This window comes from Bacillus sp. HU-1818 (genome assembly GCF_022695965.1).
In the GTDB taxonomy this organism is placed as follows: Bacteria; Bacillota; Bacilli; order Bacillales; family Bacillaceae; genus Bacillus; species Bacillus atrophaeus.
In genome coordinates this window covers 36,146-53,848 of sequence record NZ_JAAPBE010000001.1, presented here as the reverse complement: position 1 = coordinate 53,848, position 17,703 = coordinate 36,146, and the positions used below count along the sequence as shown (strand labels likewise).

The window sequence follows — 17,703 nt, the reverse complement described above, 5'->3', positions numbered from 1 at the left end:
TTCGGCCTCCTTTTTGTGTTTTAAGAATCTTCCCAAACAAAAAGATCTTCAATATGGCAGCCGATTGTTTTTGCAACCGTCATAGCAACATTCATTGTCATAGTTGTCTTGATTCCATCTACATAATCGTTCAGTCGTCTTTCACTGAGGTTGGTTTTTTCAGCAATGTCAGAAATGGTCATGTCGTATTCCTTCAGAACATCTCCTAATCTGCATTTGAGCACTCTATAAACAGGCATTTGTGAACCCCTTTTTAGACATATTGTAGCATACATGCCCAAGATAAAATATAAGGCTCACGTGATAGAGATTTACTCCTTATGTTTATTAGGCAGATCTGGAGATAACTCGTCTGACACTTCGGTTTGATATTGCAATCGGCTGTCTCTTGAAGCAAGTTGGTCACGGTAATCTTCATTCAACACATTAGCCAGCAAATATCGATGAAAAAAGTATTCAAATACGCCTACACCAAGTGAGGCGATTAGAGCCGCAAAAAATGGAGAAAAATCTCCGCCGGTGCGATTGATGAGAAATACCCAGAGGATAATTAACGACAACCCAAAATCAGCGGCTGTGGCAATAAAATTGCTAGTCCTCGGCAATATTAGCATATCCCCTGTAAGATAAGAGATCAGCCCTAAAACAAATGTGATGAATAATACACTTAAAAAGGATACATGATAGATTCTGTCCAAAATGACATATAAAAGGGAAAGGGTCAAAGCGATTTTTGATGCGAGTGCAATTATATGTTTCATTTTACCACCTTACTGATTATTTAATGAAAGCACAAACTTATTTTTTCACTTTTTTATATCCAAATGAATAGAAAAACTGTCGAGAAAATCTCAGCAGCTTGAATGAAGAGAGCATCCGAATTTAAATTTGAGGCAAGTCTTTAGCTGTTTCAGCAGCCTGAATATCAACGTTTATCTGTTCGGATAAATTTCTGGGGTGATAAAAGCCCTTTGCAACCATGTAATTGAAAATTTGTTCATGTGTATCAATAGCATCATGTAAATACTCATGTAATGTATCTCTCACTTCCGGAGACGCCGTCTCGGTAATGGCTATTGCGATATCTTTAATACCAGATTTTGCAGAAATTAAAAAATCAGTGGCAATGACCTGTTCTGTCATACTGCCCATTCCGGCAAGTTTTTGAAAAAATTCATTCATATTTGTTCACCTCGCTCAGCCAGTAAGCTTTGCAAACGCTCAACCTGCCGTCTTGTTTTTAACGCATCCTGTTCTAAAATGTCTCTTAATTCTTGATCCTGCACTAAACCGGTCATCGTTGAAGACTTAGTCAAACAAAGGTTTTTAAATACAAGCAATTCATGAAGATCTAAAGTCTCATGAAACCCATTCATATAAGTCATTCCTTTCTAGTTAGACAATCAATATTATTTTGAGCAATGGGGTGCTGCTTAAAACAGGAACTTTGTGGAATGCATTATTTTTGAAGAGAGAAGGATTATTATCAGAAGAAGCAGCTATTGGTGATATGTATCAGGTTAACCGAAACTGAGTGCACGTAGTTCATTAGGCAGATGGGGAAAGTGGGAGGTGACAGCGAATATCAAAGAAGATCATTCACTGTTTACTTTCAGCAGTGCAAGTGCCGAAACAATTATCGTAAAGCTGCAGCAGGCATAATTTGAGGAGATATCGGAGACTGGTTTGATTTTACGCTCACCAGTTCTATGATATGTAAGTTTATTACATTGAATAAACACAAGAAGAACTAATTAAACTATGTACTAAATTTTCAATTTATTTATTATATCCCGCCCCAAAATATCATCTTACTTGTCACTTCTCACGAACGAAAACATGAAACAAATGAGGAATAAATTCGACTACTTATTAACAAGGCTGATTATGAATGCCTAACAAACATATTTACTAAGTGATTACTTACACTTAGGATGGAGCTTGTTCTCAACTGTCCGGATTTATTTCTCGGCAGAGAGACACCAGAAATCCAGAAAAAGTTTCCTTGAGGAAAAATAATTTGTTGACTTCAACTTAAAAATGTAGGATAATAATGGGTGTAAACATGATGTAATTTTTTCCTCCTTTTCAGGTTCGTTTCTAAGCCAGGGCGAACCTGCTTTTTTTGTTTTGCTATAAATAAAACCTCCTTTATATAAAAAAGGGGGTTTTATCTATGAAAAAAACTGCCGAAACGAAGTTCGGCAGTTTAAAAGTTTCTAATGAAAGGTTCTGAATACACCGATTACTTTTCCTAGTATACTGACATTCTGTAAAATAATCGGCTCCATTGTTGGATTTTCCGGCTGCAGCCGCACATGAGTATCCTCTTTATAGAAGCGTTTGACTGTAGCTTCATCGTCCTCCGTCATGGCGACAACGATCTCTCCGTTGTTGGCAGTGCTTTGCTGCTTTACAATAACGTAATCTTTGTCGAGAATTCCGGCATCAATCATACTTTCACCCATAATCTCCAGCATAAACACGTGCTCGTCCGGCGGAACCATCCGATCAGGCAGCGGGAAATACTCCTCAATATTCTCTACTGCTGTAATGGGGCTTCCTGCCGTTACTTTTCCGATAACAGGCACATTAACAACTTGGTTTTTCGGAATTTGCACTTCTTCTTCATCTAGTATTTCTATCGCTCTTGGTTTTGTCGGATCACGCCTGATCAGCCCCTTTGTCTCTAAACGAGCCAAATGCCCGTGGACAGTCGAACTGGACGCAAGGCCTACAGCCTCCCCAATCTCCCTTACAGAAGGCGGATATCCTTTTGTTTTTACCTCTGCTTTTATAAAACGGAGGATATCAAGTTGCCTTTTTGATAGCTTCGTCATTTTTCGCACCTCTAACGTCGATTTTAAGTAGATTATAGCATGATTTTCCTTACAGTACAAACATAGGTTCGAAAAAAACAATTGACAGAAACGTTTGTTCGTATATACTTGAGTTATAAAAAAGCGAACAAACATTCTTATCGGAGGTTGTTTTTATGATTAAAGAATTTATTATTTTTGTCGGCCTGTTTACGGGAGTTTTAAGTGCTGTTATTCTTCTTTTATCATTTACAAACAATGATCAAGAGCAAAATCAATATGTTAAAATAGAAGTCCAATCGGGAGATACGCTTTGGTCGTTGGCTGATCAGGTGTCTGATACGGAAAAGATAAACAAAAAGGATTTTATTGAATGGGTTACGGAGGAAAATAATCTTCAGACTTCTGATATACAGGCGGGAGATGTATTAATGCTTCCCTTAAAAAAGGAACATCCTGCTGCATATCAATTGGCAACTGTTAAATAGAGAGGAAAGATAGCAAGAAATGAAGGCGCTCATTTATGCCCGCGTTAGTACAAACAAAGAACAGCAGCAAACCTCATTAAAGCGGCAGGAGGAGGAGCTTGCAGCGATAGCATCCGAAAATGGCATGGAAGTCGTTAAGGTTATATCCGAAAAAGCCAGCGGATATGAAATGGACCGGGACGGTGTGTTTGAGATGCTTGATGAATTAAAGAAGTCCCAAATTGATGCGATTCTCGTTCAAGATGAGACTAGGCTTGGCAGAGGAAATGCAAAAATCGCCCTTCTTCATTGCATTTATCGGGAAAATGTAAAAATATACACGACAGCGCACAGAGGAGAACTTGAGCTGTCCGAAGCCGATTCTATGGTGCTTGAGATCGTCAGCATTGTGGAAGAATATCAGCGGAAGATACATAATATGAAAATCAAAAGAGGAATGAAACGTGCGGTGAAAAATGGGTTTAAACCGCAAAAAAATCTTAAAAACCAACATGAAAACAGCGGGAAAGACAAAATTGAGGTTCCTATTTCTGAAATTGTACGACTGAGAGCCAATAAGCTGACCTTCGCTGAAATAGCCGCTACATTAAGAGGTTTTGGTTATGAAGTATCAAAAGCAACCGTTCACCGTCGTTTTCAGGAATACATGGAGGACGAAACAGACAAATAATGAGTGAAACGTTTGTAAAACCTCTGCTGATTTAGTAGTATAAAGGCAAAATGGAATAAAGGAGTTTAACATGATTTCAAACGAAAAAATTGCCAGAATCAATGAGCTTGCTGCAAAAGCGAAATCAGGCGTTATTACTGATGATGAAAAAGCTGAGCAGAAGAAGCTTCGTGAAGAATACCTCAAAGGATTTCGCTCCTCTATGAAAAACACACTGAAAAGTGTTAAAATTATTGATCCTGAAGGCAACGATGTAACACCAGAAAAACTAAAAAGAGAAAAAAGAAATAACAAGCTGCACTAATATAAAAGGAATACGTCAATATCGTATTCCTTTTTGGTATATACTAACAACGTCAGCGTGTGTCTGCGACATTTTTCAACAAGTTTCTCTCAAATTTAAGCTGAAACAGTTGAGAAAAACGCTTCGGAGATTTATGATGAAGAGGTACAACACATATGGAAGGGGATTTTTATGGATACAATTGAAAAGAAATCAGTTGCTACCATACGCACACTATCTATAGACGCAATTGAAAAAGCAAACTCCGGTCATCCGGGAATGCCTATGGGCGCTGCTCCTATGGCATATACGCTATGGACAAAAATTATGAATGTAAGTCCGAAGAACCCTGGCTGGTTTAATCGTGACCGTTTTGTTTTATCTGCGGGACACGGGTCAATGCTATTATACAGTATGCTTCATTTAAGCGGGTACGATCTCAGTATTGATGATCTAAAGGGATTCCGCCAATGGGGCAGCAAAACACCTGGACATCCTGAATACGGGCATACAGCAGGTGTTGACGCAACAACAGGGCCGCTCGGACAGGGAATCGGAATGGCAGTTGGGATGGCTATTGCAGAACGCCACTTAGCAGAAACATACAACCGCGATTCATTCAACGTGGTAGATCATTATACATACAGCATTTGCGGCGACGGTGACTTGATGGAGGGTATCTCTTCAGAAGCGGCTTCGCTGGCAGGCCATCTTCAGCTGGGACGTCTGGTCGTACTTTACGATTCTAATGACATCTCGTTAGACGGAGACTTAAACCGCTCATTCTCAGAAAATGTAAAGCAGCGTTTTGAGGCAATGAATTGGGAAGTTCTCTATGTCGAAGACGGTAACAATATCGAAGAATTAACCGCTGCTCTTGAAAAAGCGCGCCAAAATGAAAAAAAACCTACATTAATTGAAGTAAAAACAACCATTGGATTCGGTTCGCCTAACCGCGCAGGTACATCAGGTGTTCACGGTGCGCCGCTTGGTTCAGAGGAAAGTAAATTAACTAAAGAAGCTTATGCATGGACATATGAAGAGGACTTCTATGTACCGTCAGAAGTATACGACCATTTTAAACAAACGGTAAAAGAAGCAGGAGAGAAGAAAGAGCAGGAATGGAACGAGCTCTTCGATAAATATAAAGAAATCTACCCTGAACTTGCTGAACAGTTAGAGCTTGGCATCAAAGGGGAACTTCCGAAAGATTGGGATAAAGAGGTTCCTGTTTATGAAAAAGGAAGCAGCTTAGCTTCACGCGCTTCTTCCGGAGAAGTTTTAAATGGCATTGCAAAGCAGATCCCTTATTTTGTAGGAGGATCGGCTGACCTTGCAGGGTCAAATAAAACCAATATTAAAAACGCCGCAGATTATACGGCAGCCGATTATTCAGGCCGTAATTTCTGGTTCGGTGTTCGTGAATTTGCAATGGGTGCCGCATTAAACGGTATGGCGCTTCACGGCGGCCTTCGGGTATTCGGCGGAACATTCTTTGTCTTCTCTGATTATTTAAGACCGGCAATCCGTCTCGCTTCATTAATGGGGCTTCCGGTAACCTATGTATTCACTCATGACAGCATCGCTGTAGGAGAAGACGGACCGACGCATGAGCCTGTGGAACAGCTTGCTTCTTTACGTGCTCTGCCTAATCTGTCAGTCATCAGACCGGCTGACGGCAATGAAACAGCAGCTGCTTGGAAACTCGCATTACAAAGCAAGGATCATCCGACGGCCTTGGTGCTCACCCGTCAAAACCTTCCTACTATCGATCAAACTGCTGATGAAGCTTTAGCAGGTGTTGAGAAAGGTGCTTATGTCGTATCTAAAGCACAAAATGATTCACCTGATGCCCTTCTTTTAGCTACAGGTTCTGAAGTAGGACTTGCGATTGAAGCACAGGCTGAATTGGCAAAAGAAAATATCCACGTGTCAGTCGTCAGTATGCCGGCATGGGATCGTTTTGAAAAGCAATCAGCCGAATATAAAAATTCCGTACTTCCATCAGATGTGAAAAAACGTCTTGCGATTGAAATGGGAGCTTCATTTGGATGGGGCAAGTATACAGGCCTTGAGGGTGACGTGCTTGGTATTGATCAATTCGGCGCCTCCGCTCCTGGTGAAACCATTATGAAAGAATACGGCTTCTCTGTATCAAACGTAGTTGATCGTGTGAAGAAATTAATAAGCAAATAAGTGTTTGTAAGGGGATGAGTCAAATCATCCTCTTTTTCATGTTTATACGACAAAAATAGTATAATGATTTTAACAGTAATAGACATTTCTTTCTTTTCTTCTTTTGTATAATAGAGAGCATATTAAGGCGCTGAATAAGGGGATGAGAGAATGGAACGTCATTACTATACCTATTTAATTAAAGATGAGTTTGCCAATCACTATTTTGGTCGGGAATCAGTCATGTTTAAGCTTTTTCAAGACTATCATTGGACGAATCTGACACCTCAGCAATATCAAATGACTGAAAGACAAATTCAATATATTACGAAGCCGATCCCGATGTTACATATGCACCAGCGTTTAAAAATGAATTTAAGCAATGTAGATTATACGCAGCTGGATCATATTTATAGATTATCTCTCCCGAAAGCAAAGGGCTATGCAACGTTTATGATGAAAGAACAGATGATTGAGATTGTAGCATCCGGAGATTACGAGTCAGAAACGATTTTCTTTGAAGTCCTTCGAAAAGTGAGCCCTTGTTTTCTCGCAATGGATTTTGGAGCGCAGCGGTATGGGTGGCTAAATCCGGTGAAAGAAAGAAATTTTGTCTAAAACCGAAGAAAAAGAGATGTAAATGTTGTATAATAGCCTTTGGTTTAGTACACTTTAAACTAGACAACATGAAGGAGGAAGTAAAATGGATTTATGGGTTGTCATCCTAGTGGGCGTTCTAGCATTGCTCGCGGGTGTTGCACTCGGATTTTTTATCGCTCGTAAGTATATGATGAGCTACTTGAAAAAGAATCCGCCTATTAATGAACAAATGTTACGCATGATGATGATGCAAATGGGAATGAAACCTTCTCAAAAGAAAATTAATCAAATGATGAAAGCCATGAATAATCAAACGAAATAATACGTAAAGATTATGACATAGAAGAAACATGGTTATGAAATAAAAAACCCGCTTAAAGGGTTTTTTATTTTGGAATCATTATTAACCGGTGCCTCCGGAATGCTGTTGTTTTTGATATTGTATGAGAAGGTGGTCAAGCTCCTGACTGAGTTCTATCGTAATGTGGGACGTCATTCCATTGGCCATGACAATTTGCAAAAGCTCGGCTCTCTTTTTTTCAATTTCATTTAATAGATGCTCTCTAATCACAGGGATGTATCCTTTCATACATAGATCTTTCATTTTGAATGCCATTATTATATCCCATATTTATACTGATTTTCAAATGAGAAGGAGTATAATATCTCAATGTCAAATTAAATTATATAAGGTTTTTCTGAAAATAGAAATCCTTCAGGCTGAAGTGTTAAAGAAATGAAATGATTTTGTCATAACTTGAAAGGCTTGCTAACTTGAAAGGAGTTTATGTGCATGGATTTTAATTACTTTTTGGCATTCGGAGCCGGCTTCTTATCGTTTATTTCACCTTGCTGCCTTCCGTTGTACCCTGCTTTTCTGTCATATATTACTGGTGTCAGTATGGATGAAGTCAAGTCGGAAAAGCTTCTTTTGCAAAAAAGGAGCCTGATTCATACACTGTTTTTTTTGCTGGGTTTTTCAGTGATTTTTATCGCACTTGGTTACGGCACCTCGTTAATCGGCGGCTTTTTTAGAGATTATCATGATGCCATCCGTCAAATAGGAGCTCTATTCATCATCCTGTTTGGCTTCATCACACTTGGTGTGTTCCGTCCGAACATACTGATGAAAGAGCGCAGAGTGCATTTCAAACACAGGCCCGCCGGTTTTGCAGGTTCTATTTTAACGGGAATGGCTTTTTCAGCAGGGTGGACGCCGTGCACAGGACCGATTTTGGCTGCCCTCCTTGCGCTTGCTCACACAAATCCTGCTTCAGCTGTTCCGTACATGATTTTATATGTTCTTGGTTTTGCAGTTCCTTTTCTATTATTGTCTTTCTTCATTACGAGATTGAAATGGATAAGAAAGAATCAGCTTCTTATCATGAAAATTGGCGGCGTCCTTATGGTATTGATCGGTGTGCTGTTATTTTTTGATTGGATGACCTTAATCATCATTATGTTATCATCGCTATTCGGAGAATTTACAGGTTTCTGACACATAAACAACTTTTGAACTACTATTTACCCCTTTGTTTTTGGTACAATAATACTATTGATAAAGGATATCGTTTTATTTGGAGGGGAATATGACAAGAGTTTTAGTTGTAGACGACGCCAAGTTCATGAGGGTGAAGATTAGAGAGATCTTAGAAGCCGCAAATTACATAGTAGCAGGTGAAGCGGCGGACGGTGAGGAAGCAGCTGCTTTGTACCAGAGGCTCCGTCCTGATCTTGTGACAATGGACGTTACAATGCCGCTCAAAAACGGCATACAGGCGCTTCAGGAAATCATGTCGTTTGACCCGAAAGCAAATGTCATCATGTGCACCGCAATGCGGCAGCAGCGGATAGTAGTGGAAGCAATTGAACTGGGTGCAAAGGATTTTATTATGAAACCATTTGAGGAATCAAAAGTTTTGGAAGCTGTTAATCGCGTGATGGGAAAATGAAGGATTAATCTTTTCGAAATGGTTTTTTTTATTGTTTTGGAGTATAGTATATAGTATCAATACTCAGAGCAAACAAAGGAATGATATGTATGATGATTATAATTTCATCAATTATTGCCGTCTTAATGGCTGCAGCAGTGATGGTTGTCAGAATTAAATCTTCCGATAAGCCAGTTTCACCGAAAAAAATTATTCTTCCGCCGATTTTTATGAGTACGGGTGCATTAATGTTTTTGTTTCCGGTTTTCTGGGTGACGGGTGAAGAGTTTTTAGAAGCGATCACGCTAGGCGTCATTTTCTCTATTTTTCTTATAAAAACGTCTAAATTCGAAATTAAAAATAATGAAATTTACATGAAGCGGTCCAAAGCATTCGTTTTTATACTGGTCGGCCTCTTGGTGATCAGGATAGTGATGAAGTCTATTTTGAGCACATCAGTAGATTATGGAGCCTTGAGCGGTATGTTTTGGATCTTAGCTTTCGGAATGATAGTGCCTTGGCGAATCGCAATGTATTTATCTTATCGCAAGCTTCATAACGAGATGCAAGCTGCTGATATTCAAATGAATTAAACCTTTCCTATTAGGGGAAAGGTTTTTTACTTGAGGAGGGATTTGTAAGGGTTGATGTCTATATCTTTTTCTCGAAGGTGTTTCTTTAAAAAGGTTTGGTCTCTTTTCGGGGTTGCCAAAATATAGCCTCTGATGATAAGGTCCTGATTGATTGCAGATGCCTGTTCCTTGATGGAAAGCTCTCCGATTTTTCCGGCAATTTTTGCTTTTGCAATGTCCCGGAACAGCTCTGGCACAGGCTTAACCAACTCTTCAAGAAACTCTTTGTCTTGTTTGCTCCATAAATGCCTGCTTTTTTCAATATAGTAATCCTGCCAGTCCAGCTCTGATCGGCCATCTTCTTTCGGTAAGCGCTTTAGAAATTTGCGGAACATAAAAAAGCCGCCAATAGATAATAAAACAACCATCACTATGACCCAAAACAAAATAAACCACATAAACAAGCCCTCTAGCATCTATGTTCACCCCCTTATTCTATCCATATTGTACATGAAGAAAGTTTAGAAGAACATCATAAAAAATAATAGAAAGAAATGATAGATGTCTAGTCAAACGAGATGATAGAGCATACTCTATTGTATAGTGATTCTGCTATTTGGCCATGGGAGATTCATTATGAGGGGTATTTGACGACAAACGGACGGAAGAAAAGTCACTTTCACGGCGATGAAAGTGACTTTTTATGTTAGGAGATAGGAAATTGAAGAGAAAAGGAAGTCTGTTCTTCACTCTCTTCCTTATTCATAGCGACTGTCAGAATGCTGTTGGTATAATCGGTCTGAATTGTTTTGTTACTCAGGTAAAAGGGAAGCATGAGGCTTTTTTCAAGAGACTGTTCCGCCGTCTTGACTATCAGAATGAACTCGCACCCGCATAGGGTAATGGTCAGCTGAACCGGCTGTAATGACGTCAAGTCTGCTTCAATGATATATTGCTGACTTGTTTCATATAAATCAATAGGCAGTGTTTCATCATACCAAGCGTAAGGATCCTCGTAAAATTGGCGCAGCCAATCCTCCATACCGTCGAAGTCATTGGAGCCAGAACGTTTTGAATGAGCCATGGAAGCATTCCTCCATATATAAATCCTTGCGTTATGTTATGCGGAAAATAATAAATGGGTGAAGATATAAAAAAACAGACGCTAAGGTCTGTTTTTTTATTTACATATCGTGGCTTGAGTTATGCTTTTGCCTTGTGTGGTTGCGGTTCTTTACTTTTTTGCTCCCGCTTAAAGGTTCCGGCTGTCCGGGATTATGCCCTTTAGGCGCATTTTTATGCATATCTTTACTTGTATTTTTATTCGTCACGTAAAGAGCCTCCTGCCGATATTATTATTGGTTTGTTTTTCTTTTTTTATTGTTCTGCCGTTCTTCTTCGGTCAGAACAAGCTGATCATTTTCAATATAGCCGGCACCTTTGCCTTGGCTTTTAGCGTCATTCATTCCATTTATGACATGATTGGCTTTTCTTTTCACCATGATAATCACCTCATGTATAATATGGCTTTCTCTTTTGATTTGTATGAGGACGAAAAAAAACAAATATTTTCCGAAAAAACACCCCGATAAGGTGATCTTATTATATTTAATAAAAACATTGATATTTACTTATGTATGATTTTGTTTTAAGATGAAATTGTGAGAAAATTGTGGTGAAAAATAGCGTTTCATCGAAGAATGATCTTGATCTTTGAAGGGGGATTTTGGAGAATGGCAAATCAGAAAGTCGCAACTCAAGATGTTTTCCAAGCAAAAAAGACGTTTTCAACTAACGGAAAAACTTATCATTACTATTCCTTAAAAGCATTGGAGGACCTGGGTGTGGGGAATGTTTCAAAACTTCCATACTCCATTAAGGTTCTTTTAGAATCTGTTTTACGCCAGGTTGACGGGCGAGTGATTACGAAAGAGCACGTGGAAAATTTAGCAAAGTGGGGAACTGCTGGATTAAAGGATATTGATGTTCCATTTAAGCCTTCACGTGTTATTTTGCAAGATTTCACCGGTGTTCCTGCTGTTGTTGATCTTGCTTCATTGAGAAAAGCGATGGATTCTGTCGGCGGGGACCCTGACAAAATCAATCCTGAAATTCCTGTGGATCTGGTTATTGACCACTCAGTACAGGTTGATAAAGCAGGCACGGAAGATGCTTTAGCTATTAATATGGACTTGGAATTCGAAAGAAATGCAGAGCGTTACAAATTTTTAAGCTGGGCAAAGAAAGCGTTTAATAATTATCAGGCAGTGCCGCCTGCTACAGGTATCGTGCATCAGGTCAACCTTGAGTTCTTGGCAAGCGTTGTACATGCGAAAGAAGTGGACGGAGAGCTTATCACATATCCTGATACACTTGTCGGTACGGATTCCCATACCACTATGATTAACGGTATCGGTGTTCTCGGCTGGGGCGTAGGAGGAATTGAAGCGGAAGCAGGCATGCTTGGCCAGCCTTCTTATTTCCCGGTTCCTGAAGTCATCGGCGCAAAACTTGTCGGGGAGCTTCCAAACGGAACTACTGCCACTGATTTGGCATTAAAGGTTACGCAAGTGCTGCGTGAAAAAGGCGTTGTAAACAAATTTGTTGAGTTCTTCGGCCCGGGAGTGGCAGAATTGCCGCTTGCAGACCGCGCAACCATTGCAAATATGGCTCCGGAATACGGCGCAACATGCGGATTCTTCCCGGTTGATGAAGAAGCGCTGAATTATTTACGTCTGACAGGCCGGGACGCAGAGCAAATTGACATTGTAGAAGCGTATTGCCGAAATAATGGATTGTTTTATACTCCGGATGCAGATGAGCCGAACTTTACTGATATTGTGGAAATTGATTTGTCTCAGATTGAAGCCAATCTTTCAGGTCCAAAACGTCCGCAGGATCTGATTCCGCTTTCTGTCATGCAGGAAACCTTCCAAAAGCACTTAGTCAGTCCTGCGGGTAACCAAGGATTTGGTCTGGAAGCTGCTGAAGCGAACAAAGAAATTAAGTTTAAACTGCTTAATGGCGAAGAAACAGTTATGAAAACAGGCGCAATCGCCATCGCTGCCATTACAAGCTGTACAAACACGTCAAACCCTTACGTTTTAATCGGTGCAGGCCTAGTCGCTAAAAAAGCGGTTGAATTAGGACTGAAAGTGCCAAACTACGTAAAAACATCTCTGGCGCCGGGATCCAAAGTCGTTACAGGATATTTGGTGAATTCAGGTTTGCTGCCTTATATGAAAGAGCTTGGGTTTAACCTTGTCGGCTATGGCTGTACAACTTGTATCGGAAACTCAGGCCCGCTGTCTCCGGAAATTGAAGAAGCCGTTGCGGAAAATGATCTTCTGATTACGTCAGTCCTTTCTGGAAACCGTAACTTTGAAGGCCGGATTCATCCGCTTGTGAAAGGAAACTATCTTGCTTCTCCGCCGCTTGTCGTTGCATACGCATTAGCGGGAACGGTTGACATCAATTTGAAAACTGACCCAATCGGTGTAGGTAAAGATGGTCAGAACGTATATTTCAGCGATATCTGGCCTGAAATGGACGAGATTAATTCAATCGTGAAACAAACGGTGACTCCTGAGCTGTTCCGTAAAGAATATGAAACCGTGTTTGATGACAATAAACGCTGGAATCAAATCGAAACGACGGATCAAGCATTGTATAAATGGGATAATGATTCAACCTATATCCAAAACCCGCCGTTCTTCGAAGAAATGTCAGTTGAGCCGGGCAAAGTAGAACCGTTAAGAGGGCTGCGCGTTGTCGGTAAATTCGGTGACTCAGTCACAACTGACCATATCTCACCAGCCGGCGCAATCGGCAAGGACACTCCTGCCGGAAAATACTTGCAGGAAAAAGGCGTTTCACCTCGTGATTTCAACTCTTACGGATCACGACGCGGAAACCATGAAGTCATGATGAGAGGAACGTTCGCTAACATTCGGATTAAAAACCAGATCGCTCCGGGGACTGAGGGCGGATATACAACATACTGGCCTACCGGTGAAGTGACATCCATTTATGACGCTTGTATGAAATATAAAGAAGATAAAACGGGCCTTGTTGTGATAGCGGGCAAAGATTATGGTATGGGATCTTCCCGTGACTGGGCAGCAAAAGGAACCAATCTTCTCGGAATCAGAACGGTTATTGCCGAAAGCTTTGAAAGAATTCACAGAAGCAACCTTGTATTTATGGGCGTGCTTCCGCTTCAATTCAAAGCAGGTGACAACGCAGAAACACTCGGGTTAACCGGAAAAGAAGTGATTGAAGTAGATGTTGACGAAACAGTTCGTCCGCGCGATCTTGTAAAAGTAAGAGCAATTGATGAAGATGGTAATGTAAAATCGTTTGAAGTTTTAGTTCGCTTTGACAGTGATGTTGAAGTTGATTACTATCGCCATGGCGGTATTCTTCAAATGGTGCTTCGCGATAAAATGAAAAAGTAAGCTTATAATTGGGAAGAGAGGGCAGAGGTGCTTTCTCTTCTTTTTATGAAATATTGGCCGCGGGGGTGGCATATGCTAAAAAAATGGCTTGCGGGAATTTGTCTTATTGGACTTGCCGTGTATATGTGTTGGACTTTCTATGAGAACTATACGAAAAAAGAAGAAGTCGGCATTGAAGAAGGGCAGAAAGCACCCGATTTTAGTTTGAAAACGCTTTCTGGGGAAGAAACCTCTTTATCGGATTATAAAGGAAAAAAAGTTCTTCTTAATTTTTGGGCCACTTGGTGTCATCCTTGCCGAAAAGAAATGCCTGCAATGGAAGAGCTTCAAAAAGAGCACTCAGAGATTGCTGTGGTTGCCGTTAACTTTACCTCTGCTGAAAAAGGGGAGAAAACGGTCAAACAATTTGCTGATTCGCTCCATTTAACTTTCCCTATCCTTATTGATAAAAGCGGAATCAATGCGGATTATAGTGTTCTAACATATCCGACGACTTATATTTTGGATGAAAAAGGTGTCATTCAGCAAATTTATGCCGGCACGATGACAAAAAAACAAATGAAACAAAAACTGGGTCTCGACTAGGACCCAGTTTTTTAATTATCGAAATGAAACAATGCTTATAATTTTCAAAATTGGTAAAAATAAAAGAATACGCGGAGGTGAGAAGTGTGAAAAAAATAAGAAAACGTTCTTTTCATGAACTGGTCATGGAAAATAAAAAAGAGCTGATGACCAATACTGAGTATTTACATCAGCTTGAAGAAAAGCTTGAACAGCGTTTTAAGCAAAAATAACCTTTAATTTGTATTCATGTTTACTCCTCCTTTTGAGAATCCTACTTGTTAAGGAGGGATAAACATGGGTACCAACAAGAAAAACGGTCAGCCTCAATATGCTCCGAGCCACTTGGGCACGAAACCTGTTAAATATAAGCGTAATAAAGGGGAAAAAATGCACGACACATCTAATGAGCAGCCAATTATTATGCAAACAAAGGGCGAATAGTGCCCCGTAATCATCATAAGGAGGGCTAACAAGTGACAAAACAATATCAACCAAACCCTGATGACCGTTCGGATAATGTAGAGAAATTGCAAGACATGGTTCAAAATACAATTGAGAACATTGAAGAAGCTGAAGAATCCATGAAAAACGCTTCTGGTGAAGACAAACAGCGCATCAAGGAAAAAAACGCCAGACGAAATGAAAGTCTTGAAGCCTTCCGCAGTGAAATTCAAGATGAATCCCAAGCAAGAGAAAACGGTTATCAATCGTAAAAAACCAGGGAAACCTGGTTTTTTCTCTTTCATCATTTGATGTGATAGAATAGGGCTAAATTGTGAAAAAGGGAGCAGAGAATCTTGCATGTTTCAAAAAAAGAAATAGAAGTGCGTTATTCAGAAACTGATCAAATGGGGATTGTATATCATGCCAACTATCTTGTCTGGATGGAAGTGGGCAGAACCGCTTTAATTAAAGATCTTGGTTTTTTATACAGCGATATGGAAAAGAAAAGTGTACTGTCACCTGTCGTAGACATCAATATTTCTTATAAAAAACCGCTTCATTACGGAGAAACGGCTGTTGTGCATACCTGGATAGAAGAATACAACGGATTTAAAACGATATATGGCTATCACATATTAAATCCTGAGGGAGATATCTCGATAACAGCAAAGTCTTCACACATTTGTGTTGATAAAGAAAGCTTTAAACCGATTCAGTTTCGCAAAGCCTTCCCTGATTGGCACAAAGCTTATGAAAAGGCCAAAAAATAGGGAAGTGAAATATGATGGCGTTTGGAATTCATCGCGGTGAACTGAATCGCTGGAAAGAAGCTGTTAAAAGCGGAGAAATCGCGTTTTTAACCCATTACTGGCTGGATGACCGCTTTCCGGAAACGAAAACAGTGACAAAAGTCGGTTGCAGCGACTTAGAAAAGCTGAGTTCGTGGGGAGAAAAATACGGGTTAAAAAAAGAATGGATACATAAAAGAGCTGAATTTCCACATTATGACCTTCTTGGTGAAACCCAAAAAATGATTTTGGAAAGGGAGAGGCTGAGCGATCATCTCTCACGTTTTAAATTATAAAAAAAGAACGCATATCACATGCGTTCTTTTTTCTTATTGATATTCGAATACCGGTTCTTCAGATGCTTCAGAATAACTGACGAGTAGATCATGATTATCGAAGTACCAGATATCACTTTCTTCAATAAAAAAGGTAATGCCTTCTACTTCAGTGCTGATTCCGATGTCCTGGGGTTCATCTTTTGAGACACCGAGGGAAAAGCCTTTTTGAACGCTGCTGCACCCTCCGTAACGGACAAAGAACCGAACTTGGTCGCCGTTCTCTAGCTCCAGCTCATCTTTATACCAATTCAACGCATCTTTCTGAATTTCCATATTCATACACGGCCACTCTCCTTTTGTTATCAAAATGAATTTTCTCTATTATAACCGCACTCGGTTTTACTGTGTCAAAAAATAGCTCTTATTCCGAAGTTAAAGCCACTTCACCTTAGGCTCGGTTTTATTGATAATCCGTTTGATGTTTGTTCTGTGTCTGTAAACGACAAAGGCAGTAAGCAACGTGACCACAATCAATAAATATGTATCCTGTTCAAAGAGGCTGTATATAATGGTATAGACCCCTGTTAACATTGAAGACAGAGAAACATATTTCGTAATGAATAAAAATATGAAAAATACCGCCAGCATTGTAACAAATAAAAGCGGAGCATAAAACAGCAAAACGCCTCCGGAAGTCGCTACGGCTTTACCGCCTTTAAATTTTGCAAACAAAGGAAACACATGCCCTATAACAGCTATAACCCCGGCAAGCAGAGGATGAAAATCAATATGCATGAGGTACGGGAGAGCAGCGGCAAGTGTCCCTTTTAAAATATCCCCGGCAATCACTACAGATCCGGCTTTCACACCCAGTGTCCGAAACGCGTTAGTGGCTCCTAAATTCCCGCTGCCGTGTTCCCTTATATCAATCCCTTTGGCAAGCTTGCCGACAATTAAGCCTGATGGAATGCTGCCTAGTAAATAAGCTAAAATAATCAATAAAGCAATTAACATCTACATTTCTCCTTTTTCCAATGTTCCTGATGTTCCTGATCTTTATTTTAACATGAGATGTCATGATCTGATGATAAGTTTTTTGTGAAGTTTGCTAACAATAACATAATGGCAGACCATATACAATCACATCAGGCTTTGATTTCGCGGCTATCCTTCCTGTAGAATAGATAAAAAGGAGATGATGAAAGGTGCAAAATCCAACAAAAGCTGAGATCAAAGCGATTCTGGAAAAAAGCAAGCGAATAGCGGTCGTCGGTCTTTCTGATCGGCCGGATAGAACGTCTTATATGGTTTCAAAAGCTATGCAGGATGCAGGATATGACATTATCCCTGTGAATCCGACAATTGACGAAGCACTAGGCGTAAAAGCCGTGTCGTCTTTAAAAGAGGTTGAAGGGCATATTGATATTGTAAATGTATTCAGACGGTCAGAACAGCTTCCAGGCGTTGCTGAGGAGTTTTTAGAAACAGATGCTGACGTCTTTTGGGCACAGCAAGGACTAGTAAACGATGAAGCTTATGAAATGTTGAAAGAAAAAGGCCGCACGGTGATTATGGATCTGTGTATAAAAGTTGCACATGCTGTAACAAAATAGATGAAACCAGTCAAAAAT

General features: G+C 40.0%; 29 protein-coding genes. 17 read left to right on the top strand and 12 right to left on the bottom strand.

Going from position 1 to position 17,703, the window contains the following annotated elements; translation table 11 throughout:
• Positions 1 to 20 precede the first annotated feature (20 nt).
• The 5 genes from GXP75_RS00280 to lexA all read right to left on the bottom strand — a co-directional run bounded on the left by GXP75_RS00280 (position 21) and on the right by lexA (position 2,840).
• Positions 21 to 239: a helix-turn-helix domain-containing protein gene (locus GXP75_RS00280; RefSeq protein ID WP_106045072.1), complete on the bottom strand. Its 219-nt coding sequence runs from the start codon at positions 237 to 239 to the stop codon at positions 21 to 23.
• A 72-nt stretch (positions 240 to 311) separates the two neighbouring features.
• The gene (locus GXP75_RS00275) at positions 312 to 761 is read right to left on the bottom strand and encodes a YndM family protein (RefSeq protein WP_214914220.1); all 450 of its coding nucleotides are present in this window, start codon (positions 759 to 761) and stop codon (positions 312 to 314) included.
• A 121-nt stretch (positions 762 to 882) separates the two neighbouring features.
• Positions 883 to 1,182, bottom strand: a complete 300-nt coding sequence (locus GXP75_RS00270) for a spore coat protein (protein ID WP_061570429.1) — start codon at positions 1,180 to 1,182, stop codon at positions 883 to 885.
• On the bottom strand, positions 1,179 to 1,376 hold the full coding sequence (locus GXP75_RS00265; RefSeq protein WP_061570428.1) for a hypothetical protein: 198 nt from the start codon (positions 1,374 to 1,376) through the stop codon (positions 1,179 to 1,181). The genes GXP75_RS00270 and GXP75_RS00265 overlap by 4 nt, the downstream gene beginning before the upstream one ends.
• 843 nt (positions 1,377 to 2,219) lie before the next feature.
• A complete protein-coding gene (gene lexA, locus GXP75_RS00260) occupies positions 2,220 to 2,840 on the bottom strand; it encodes a transcriptional repressor LexA (RefSeq protein ID WP_242555911.1) in 621 nt (206 codons plus the stop codon).
• Between the two features lie 155 nt (positions 2,841 to 2,995).
• Here lexA and yneA point away from each other — a divergent pair, with 155 nt between their 5' ends.
• The 6 genes from yneA to GXP75_RS00230 all read left to right on the top strand — a co-directional run bounded on the left by yneA (position 2,996) and on the right by GXP75_RS00230 (position 7,357).
• Entirely contained in the window at positions 2,996 to 3,307 is a 312-nt protein-coding gene (gene yneA / locus GXP75_RS00255; protein WP_061570426.1) for a cell division suppressor protein YneA, read from the top strand.
• 19 nt (positions 3,308 to 3,326) lie between these two features.
• Positions 3,327 to 3,977, top strand: a complete 651-nt coding sequence (locus GXP75_RS00250) for a YneB family resolvase-like protein (RefSeq protein ID WP_214914212.1) — start codon at positions 3,327 to 3,329, stop codon at positions 3,975 to 3,977.
• A gap of 70 nt (positions 3,978 to 4,047) precedes the next feature.
• Positions 4,048 to 4,281, top strand: a complete 234-nt coding sequence (locus GXP75_RS00245; protein ID WP_003328727.1) for a DUF896 domain-containing protein — start codon at positions 4,048 to 4,050, stop codon at positions 4,279 to 4,281.
• A 171-nt stretch (positions 4,282 to 4,452) separates the two neighbouring features.
• Positions 4,453 to 6,456, top strand: a complete 2,004-nt coding sequence (gene tkt / locus GXP75_RS00240; RefSeq protein ID WP_242555910.1) for a transketolase — start codon at positions 4,453 to 4,455, stop codon at positions 6,454 to 6,456.
• Between the two features lie 150 nt (positions 6,457 to 6,606).
• Complete coding sequence (gene sirA / locus GXP75_RS00235; protein ID WP_061570424.1) at positions 6,607 to 7,053, top strand: sporulation inhibitor of replication protein SirA; 447 nt, start codon at positions 6,607 to 6,609, stop codon at positions 7,051 to 7,053.
• Between the two features lie 85 nt (positions 7,054 to 7,138).
• Complete coding sequence (locus tag GXP75_RS00230; protein ID WP_003328731.1) at positions 7,139 to 7,357, top strand: YneF family protein; 219 nt, start codon at positions 7,139 to 7,141, stop codon at positions 7,355 to 7,357.
• Positions 7,358 to 7,438: 81 nt separating this feature from the next.
• Here GXP75_RS00230 and GXP75_RS00225 read toward each other — a convergent pair whose 3' ends face one another.
• Positions 7,439 to 7,606, bottom strand: a complete 168-nt coding sequence (locus tag GXP75_RS00225; protein ID WP_010788816.1) for an aspartyl-phosphate phosphatase Spo0E family protein — start codon at positions 7,604 to 7,606, stop codon at positions 7,439 to 7,441.
• 222 nt (positions 7,607 to 7,828) lie between these two features.
• On the opposite strand from GXP75_RS00225, the gene GXP75_RS00220 reads away from it, so the two are divergent.
• The 3 genes from GXP75_RS00220 to GXP75_RS00210 all read left to right on the top strand — a co-directional run bounded on the left by GXP75_RS00220 (position 7,829) and on the right by GXP75_RS00210 (position 9,559).
• Positions 7,829 to 8,533, top strand: coding sequence for a cytochrome c biogenesis protein CcdA (locus GXP75_RS00220; protein WP_061570423.1), 705 nt, complete (start codon positions 7,829 to 7,831; stop codon positions 8,531 to 8,533).
• A gap of 91 nt (positions 8,534 to 8,624) precedes the next feature.
• Positions 8,625 to 8,987, top strand: a complete 363-nt coding sequence (locus GXP75_RS00215) for a response regulator (protein WP_061570422.1) — start codon at positions 8,625 to 8,627, stop codon at positions 8,985 to 8,987.
• A gap of 80 nt (positions 8,988 to 9,067) precedes the next feature.
• Complete coding sequence (locus tag GXP75_RS00210; protein WP_087941786.1) at positions 9,068 to 9,559, top strand: CcdC family protein; 492 nt, start codon at positions 9,068 to 9,070, stop codon at positions 9,557 to 9,559.
• 26 nt (positions 9,560 to 9,585) lie between these two features.
• Here the strand turns inward: GXP75_RS00210 and GXP75_RS00205 are convergent, their stop codons facing one another.
• From GXP75_RS00205 to sspO, 4 genes are all read right to left on the bottom strand, one after another.
• Positions 9,586 to 10,014 carry a DUF2621 domain-containing protein gene (locus tag GXP75_RS00205; RefSeq protein ID WP_061670883.1) on the bottom strand — a complete coding sequence of 143 codons (429 nt, stop codon included), beginning with the start codon at positions 10,012 to 10,014 and terminating at the stop codon, positions 9,586 to 9,588.
• 230 nt (positions 10,015 to 10,244) lie between these two features.
• Complete coding sequence (locus GXP75_RS00200) at positions 10,245 to 10,622, bottom strand: Hsp20/alpha crystallin family protein (RefSeq protein WP_277990630.1); 378 nt, start codon at positions 10,620 to 10,622, stop codon at positions 10,245 to 10,247.
• 100 nt (positions 10,623 to 10,722) lie between these two features.
• Positions 10,723 to 10,869, bottom strand: a complete 147-nt coding sequence (locus tag GXP75_RS00195; RefSeq protein ID WP_003221237.1) for a small acid-soluble spore protein P — start codon at positions 10,867 to 10,869, stop codon at positions 10,723 to 10,725.
• Positions 10,870 to 10,893: 24 nt separating this feature from the next.
• Positions 10,894 to 11,040, bottom strand: coding sequence for an acid-soluble spore protein SspO (sspO, locus tag GXP75_RS00190; RefSeq protein ID WP_003153982.1), 147 nt, complete (start codon positions 11,038 to 11,040; stop codon positions 10,894 to 10,896).
• A 231-nt stretch (positions 11,041 to 11,271) separates the two neighbouring features.
• Here sspO and acnA point away from each other — a divergent pair, with 231 nt between their 5' ends.
• The 7 genes from acnA to GXP75_RS00155 all read left to right on the top strand — a co-directional run bounded on the left by acnA (position 11,272) and on the right by GXP75_RS00155 (position 16,090).
• Positions 11,272 to 13,995: an aconitate hydratase AcnA gene (acnA, locus tag GXP75_RS00185; protein ID WP_061570419.1), complete on the top strand. Its 2,724-nt coding sequence runs from the start codon at positions 11,272 to 11,274 to the stop codon at positions 13,993 to 13,995.
• A 72-nt stretch (positions 13,996 to 14,067) separates the two neighbouring features.
• The gene (locus GXP75_RS00180; protein ID WP_061570418.1) at positions 14,068 to 14,580 is read left to right on the top strand and encodes a redoxin domain-containing protein; all 513 of its coding nucleotides are present in this window, start codon (positions 14,068 to 14,070) and stop codon (positions 14,578 to 14,580) included.
• 86 nt (positions 14,581 to 14,666) lie between these two features.
• The gene (locus GXP75_RS00175) at positions 14,667 to 14,792 is read left to right on the top strand and encodes an FbpB family small basic protein (protein ID WP_064505197.1); all 126 of its coding nucleotides are present in this window, start codon (positions 14,667 to 14,669) and stop codon (positions 14,790 to 14,792) included.
• 64 nt (positions 14,793 to 14,856) lie between these two features.
• Positions 14,857 to 15,003 carry an acid-soluble spore protein N gene (locus tag GXP75_RS00170; RefSeq protein WP_003328743.1) on the top strand — a complete coding sequence of 49 codons (147 nt, stop codon included), beginning with the start codon at positions 14,857 to 14,859 and terminating at the stop codon, positions 15,001 to 15,003.
• 32 nt (positions 15,004 to 15,035) lie between these two features.
• Positions 15,036 to 15,275, top strand: coding sequence for a small acid-soluble spore protein Tlp (tlp, locus tag GXP75_RS00165; protein WP_003328745.1), 240 nt, complete (start codon positions 15,036 to 15,038; stop codon positions 15,273 to 15,275).
• A gap of 84 nt (positions 15,276 to 15,359) precedes the next feature.
• Positions 15,360 to 15,776 (top strand): YbgC/FadM family acyl-CoA thioesterase, encoded by a 417-nt coding sequence (locus tag GXP75_RS00160; protein WP_242555909.1) that lies wholly within the window; start codon positions 15,360 to 15,362, stop codon positions 15,774 to 15,776.
• Between the two features lie 14 nt (positions 15,777 to 15,790).
• Positions 15,791 to 16,090 (top strand): hypothetical protein, encoded by a 300-nt coding sequence (locus GXP75_RS00155; RefSeq protein WP_242555908.1) that lies wholly within the window; start codon positions 15,791 to 15,793, stop codon positions 16,088 to 16,090.
• Positions 16,091 to 16,123: 33 nt separating this feature from the next.
• Here the strand turns inward: GXP75_RS00155 and GXP75_RS00150 are convergent, their stop codons facing one another.
• Positions 16,124 to 16,411, bottom strand: coding sequence for a HesB/YadR/YfhF family protein (locus GXP75_RS00150; RefSeq protein ID WP_003328748.1), 288 nt, complete (start codon positions 16,409 to 16,411; stop codon positions 16,124 to 16,126).
• Between the two features lie 93 nt (positions 16,412 to 16,504).
• Positions 16,505 to 17,086 (bottom strand): glycerol-3-phosphate 1-O-acyltransferase PlsY, encoded by a 582-nt coding sequence (plsY, locus tag GXP75_RS00145; RefSeq protein ID WP_010788825.1) that lies wholly within the window; start codon positions 17,084 to 17,086, stop codon positions 16,505 to 16,507.
• Between the two features lie 191 nt (positions 17,087 to 17,277).
• On the opposite strand from plsY, the gene GXP75_RS00140 reads away from it, so the two are divergent.
• A complete protein-coding gene (locus GXP75_RS00140; RefSeq protein WP_003328752.1) occupies positions 17,278 to 17,685 on the top strand; it encodes a CoA-binding protein in 408 nt (135 codons plus the stop codon).
• The last annotated feature ends 18 nt before the right edge of the window (positions 17,686 to 17,703 follow it).

What these genes read in the sequence shown, in the direction of transcription:
- GXP75_RS00280 (WP_106045072.1), bottom strand. Translation starts at nt 239, where the DNA reads ATGCCTGTTTATAGAGTGCTCAAATGCAGATTAGGAGATGTTCTGAAG.
- GXP75_RS00275 (WP_214914220.1), bottom strand. Translation starts at nt 761, where the DNA reads ATGAAACATATAATTGCACTCGCATCAAAAATCGCTTTGACCCTTTCC.
- GXP75_RS00270 (WP_061570429.1), bottom strand. Translation starts at nt 1,182, where the DNA reads ATGAATGAATTTTTTCAAAAACTTGCCGGAATGGGCAGTATGACAGAA.
- GXP75_RS00265 (WP_061570428.1), bottom strand. Translation starts at nt 1,376, where the DNA reads ATGAATGGGTTTCATGAGACTTTAGATCTTCATGAATTGCTTGTATTT.
- lexA (WP_242555911.1), bottom strand. Translation starts at nt 2,840, where the DNA reads ATGACGAAGCTATCAAAAAGGCAACTTGATATCCTCCGTTTTATAAAA.
- yneA (WP_061570426.1), top strand. Translation starts at nt 2,996, where the DNA reads ATGATTAAAGAATTTATTATTTTTGTCGGCCTGTTTACGGGAGTTTTA.
- GXP75_RS00250 (WP_214914212.1), top strand. Translation starts at nt 3,327, where the DNA reads ATGAAGGCGCTCATTTATGCCCGCGTTAGTACAAACAAAGAACAGCAG.
- GXP75_RS00245 (WP_003328727.1), top strand. Translation starts at nt 4,048, where the DNA reads ATGATTTCAAACGAAAAAATTGCCAGAATCAATGAGCTTGCTGCAAAA.
- tkt (WP_242555910.1), top strand. Translation starts at nt 4,453, where the DNA reads ATGGATACAATTGAAAAGAAATCAGTTGCTACCATACGCACACTATCT.
- sirA (WP_061570424.1), top strand. Translation starts at nt 6,607, where the DNA reads ATGGAACGTCATTACTATACCTATTTAATTAAAGATGAGTTTGCCAAT.
- GXP75_RS00230 (WP_003328731.1), top strand. Translation starts at nt 7,139, where the DNA reads ATGGATTTATGGGTTGTCATCCTAGTGGGCGTTCTAGCATTGCTCGCG.
- GXP75_RS00220 (WP_061570423.1), top strand. Translation starts at nt 7,829, where the DNA reads ATGGATTTTAATTACTTTTTGGCATTCGGAGCCGGCTTCTTATCGTTT.
- GXP75_RS00215 (WP_061570422.1), top strand. Translation starts at nt 8,625, where the DNA reads ATGACAAGAGTTTTAGTTGTAGACGACGCCAAGTTCATGAGGGTGAAG.
- GXP75_RS00210 (WP_087941786.1), top strand. Translation starts at nt 9,068, where the DNA reads ATGATATGTATGATGATTATAATTTCATCAATTATTGCCGTCTTAATG.
- GXP75_RS00205 (WP_061670883.1), bottom strand. Translation starts at nt 10,014, where the DNA reads ATGCTAGAGGGCTTGTTTATGTGGTTTATTTTGTTTTGGGTCATAGTG.
- GXP75_RS00200 (WP_277990630.1), bottom strand. Translation starts at nt 10,622, where the DNA reads ATGGCTCATTCAAAACGTTCTGGCTCCAATGACTTCGACGGTATGGAG.
- sspO (WP_003153982.1), bottom strand. Translation starts at nt 11,040, where the DNA reads ATGGTGAAAAGAAAAGCCAATCATGTCATAAATGGAATGAATGACGCT.
- acnA (WP_061570419.1), top strand. Translation starts at nt 11,272, where the DNA reads ATGGCAAATCAGAAAGTCGCAACTCAAGATGTTTTCCAAGCAAAAAAG.
- GXP75_RS00180 (WP_061570418.1), top strand. Translation starts at nt 14,068, where the DNA reads ATGCTAAAAAAATGGCTTGCGGGAATTTGTCTTATTGGACTTGCCGTG.
- GXP75_RS00170 (WP_003328743.1), top strand. Translation starts at nt 14,857, where the DNA reads ATGGGTACCAACAAGAAAAACGGTCAGCCTCAATATGCTCCGAGCCAC.
- GXP75_RS00155 (WP_242555908.1), top strand. Translation starts at nt 15,791, where the DNA reads ATGGCGTTTGGAATTCATCGCGGTGAACTGAATCGCTGGAAAGAAGCT.
- GXP75_RS00150 (WP_003328748.1), bottom strand. Translation starts at nt 16,411, where the DNA reads ATGAATATGGAAATTCAGAAAGATGCGTTGAATTGGTATAAAGATGAG.
- plsY (WP_010788825.1), bottom strand. Translation starts at nt 17,086, where the DNA reads ATGTTAATTGCTTTATTGATTATTTTAGCTTATTTACTAGGCAGCATT.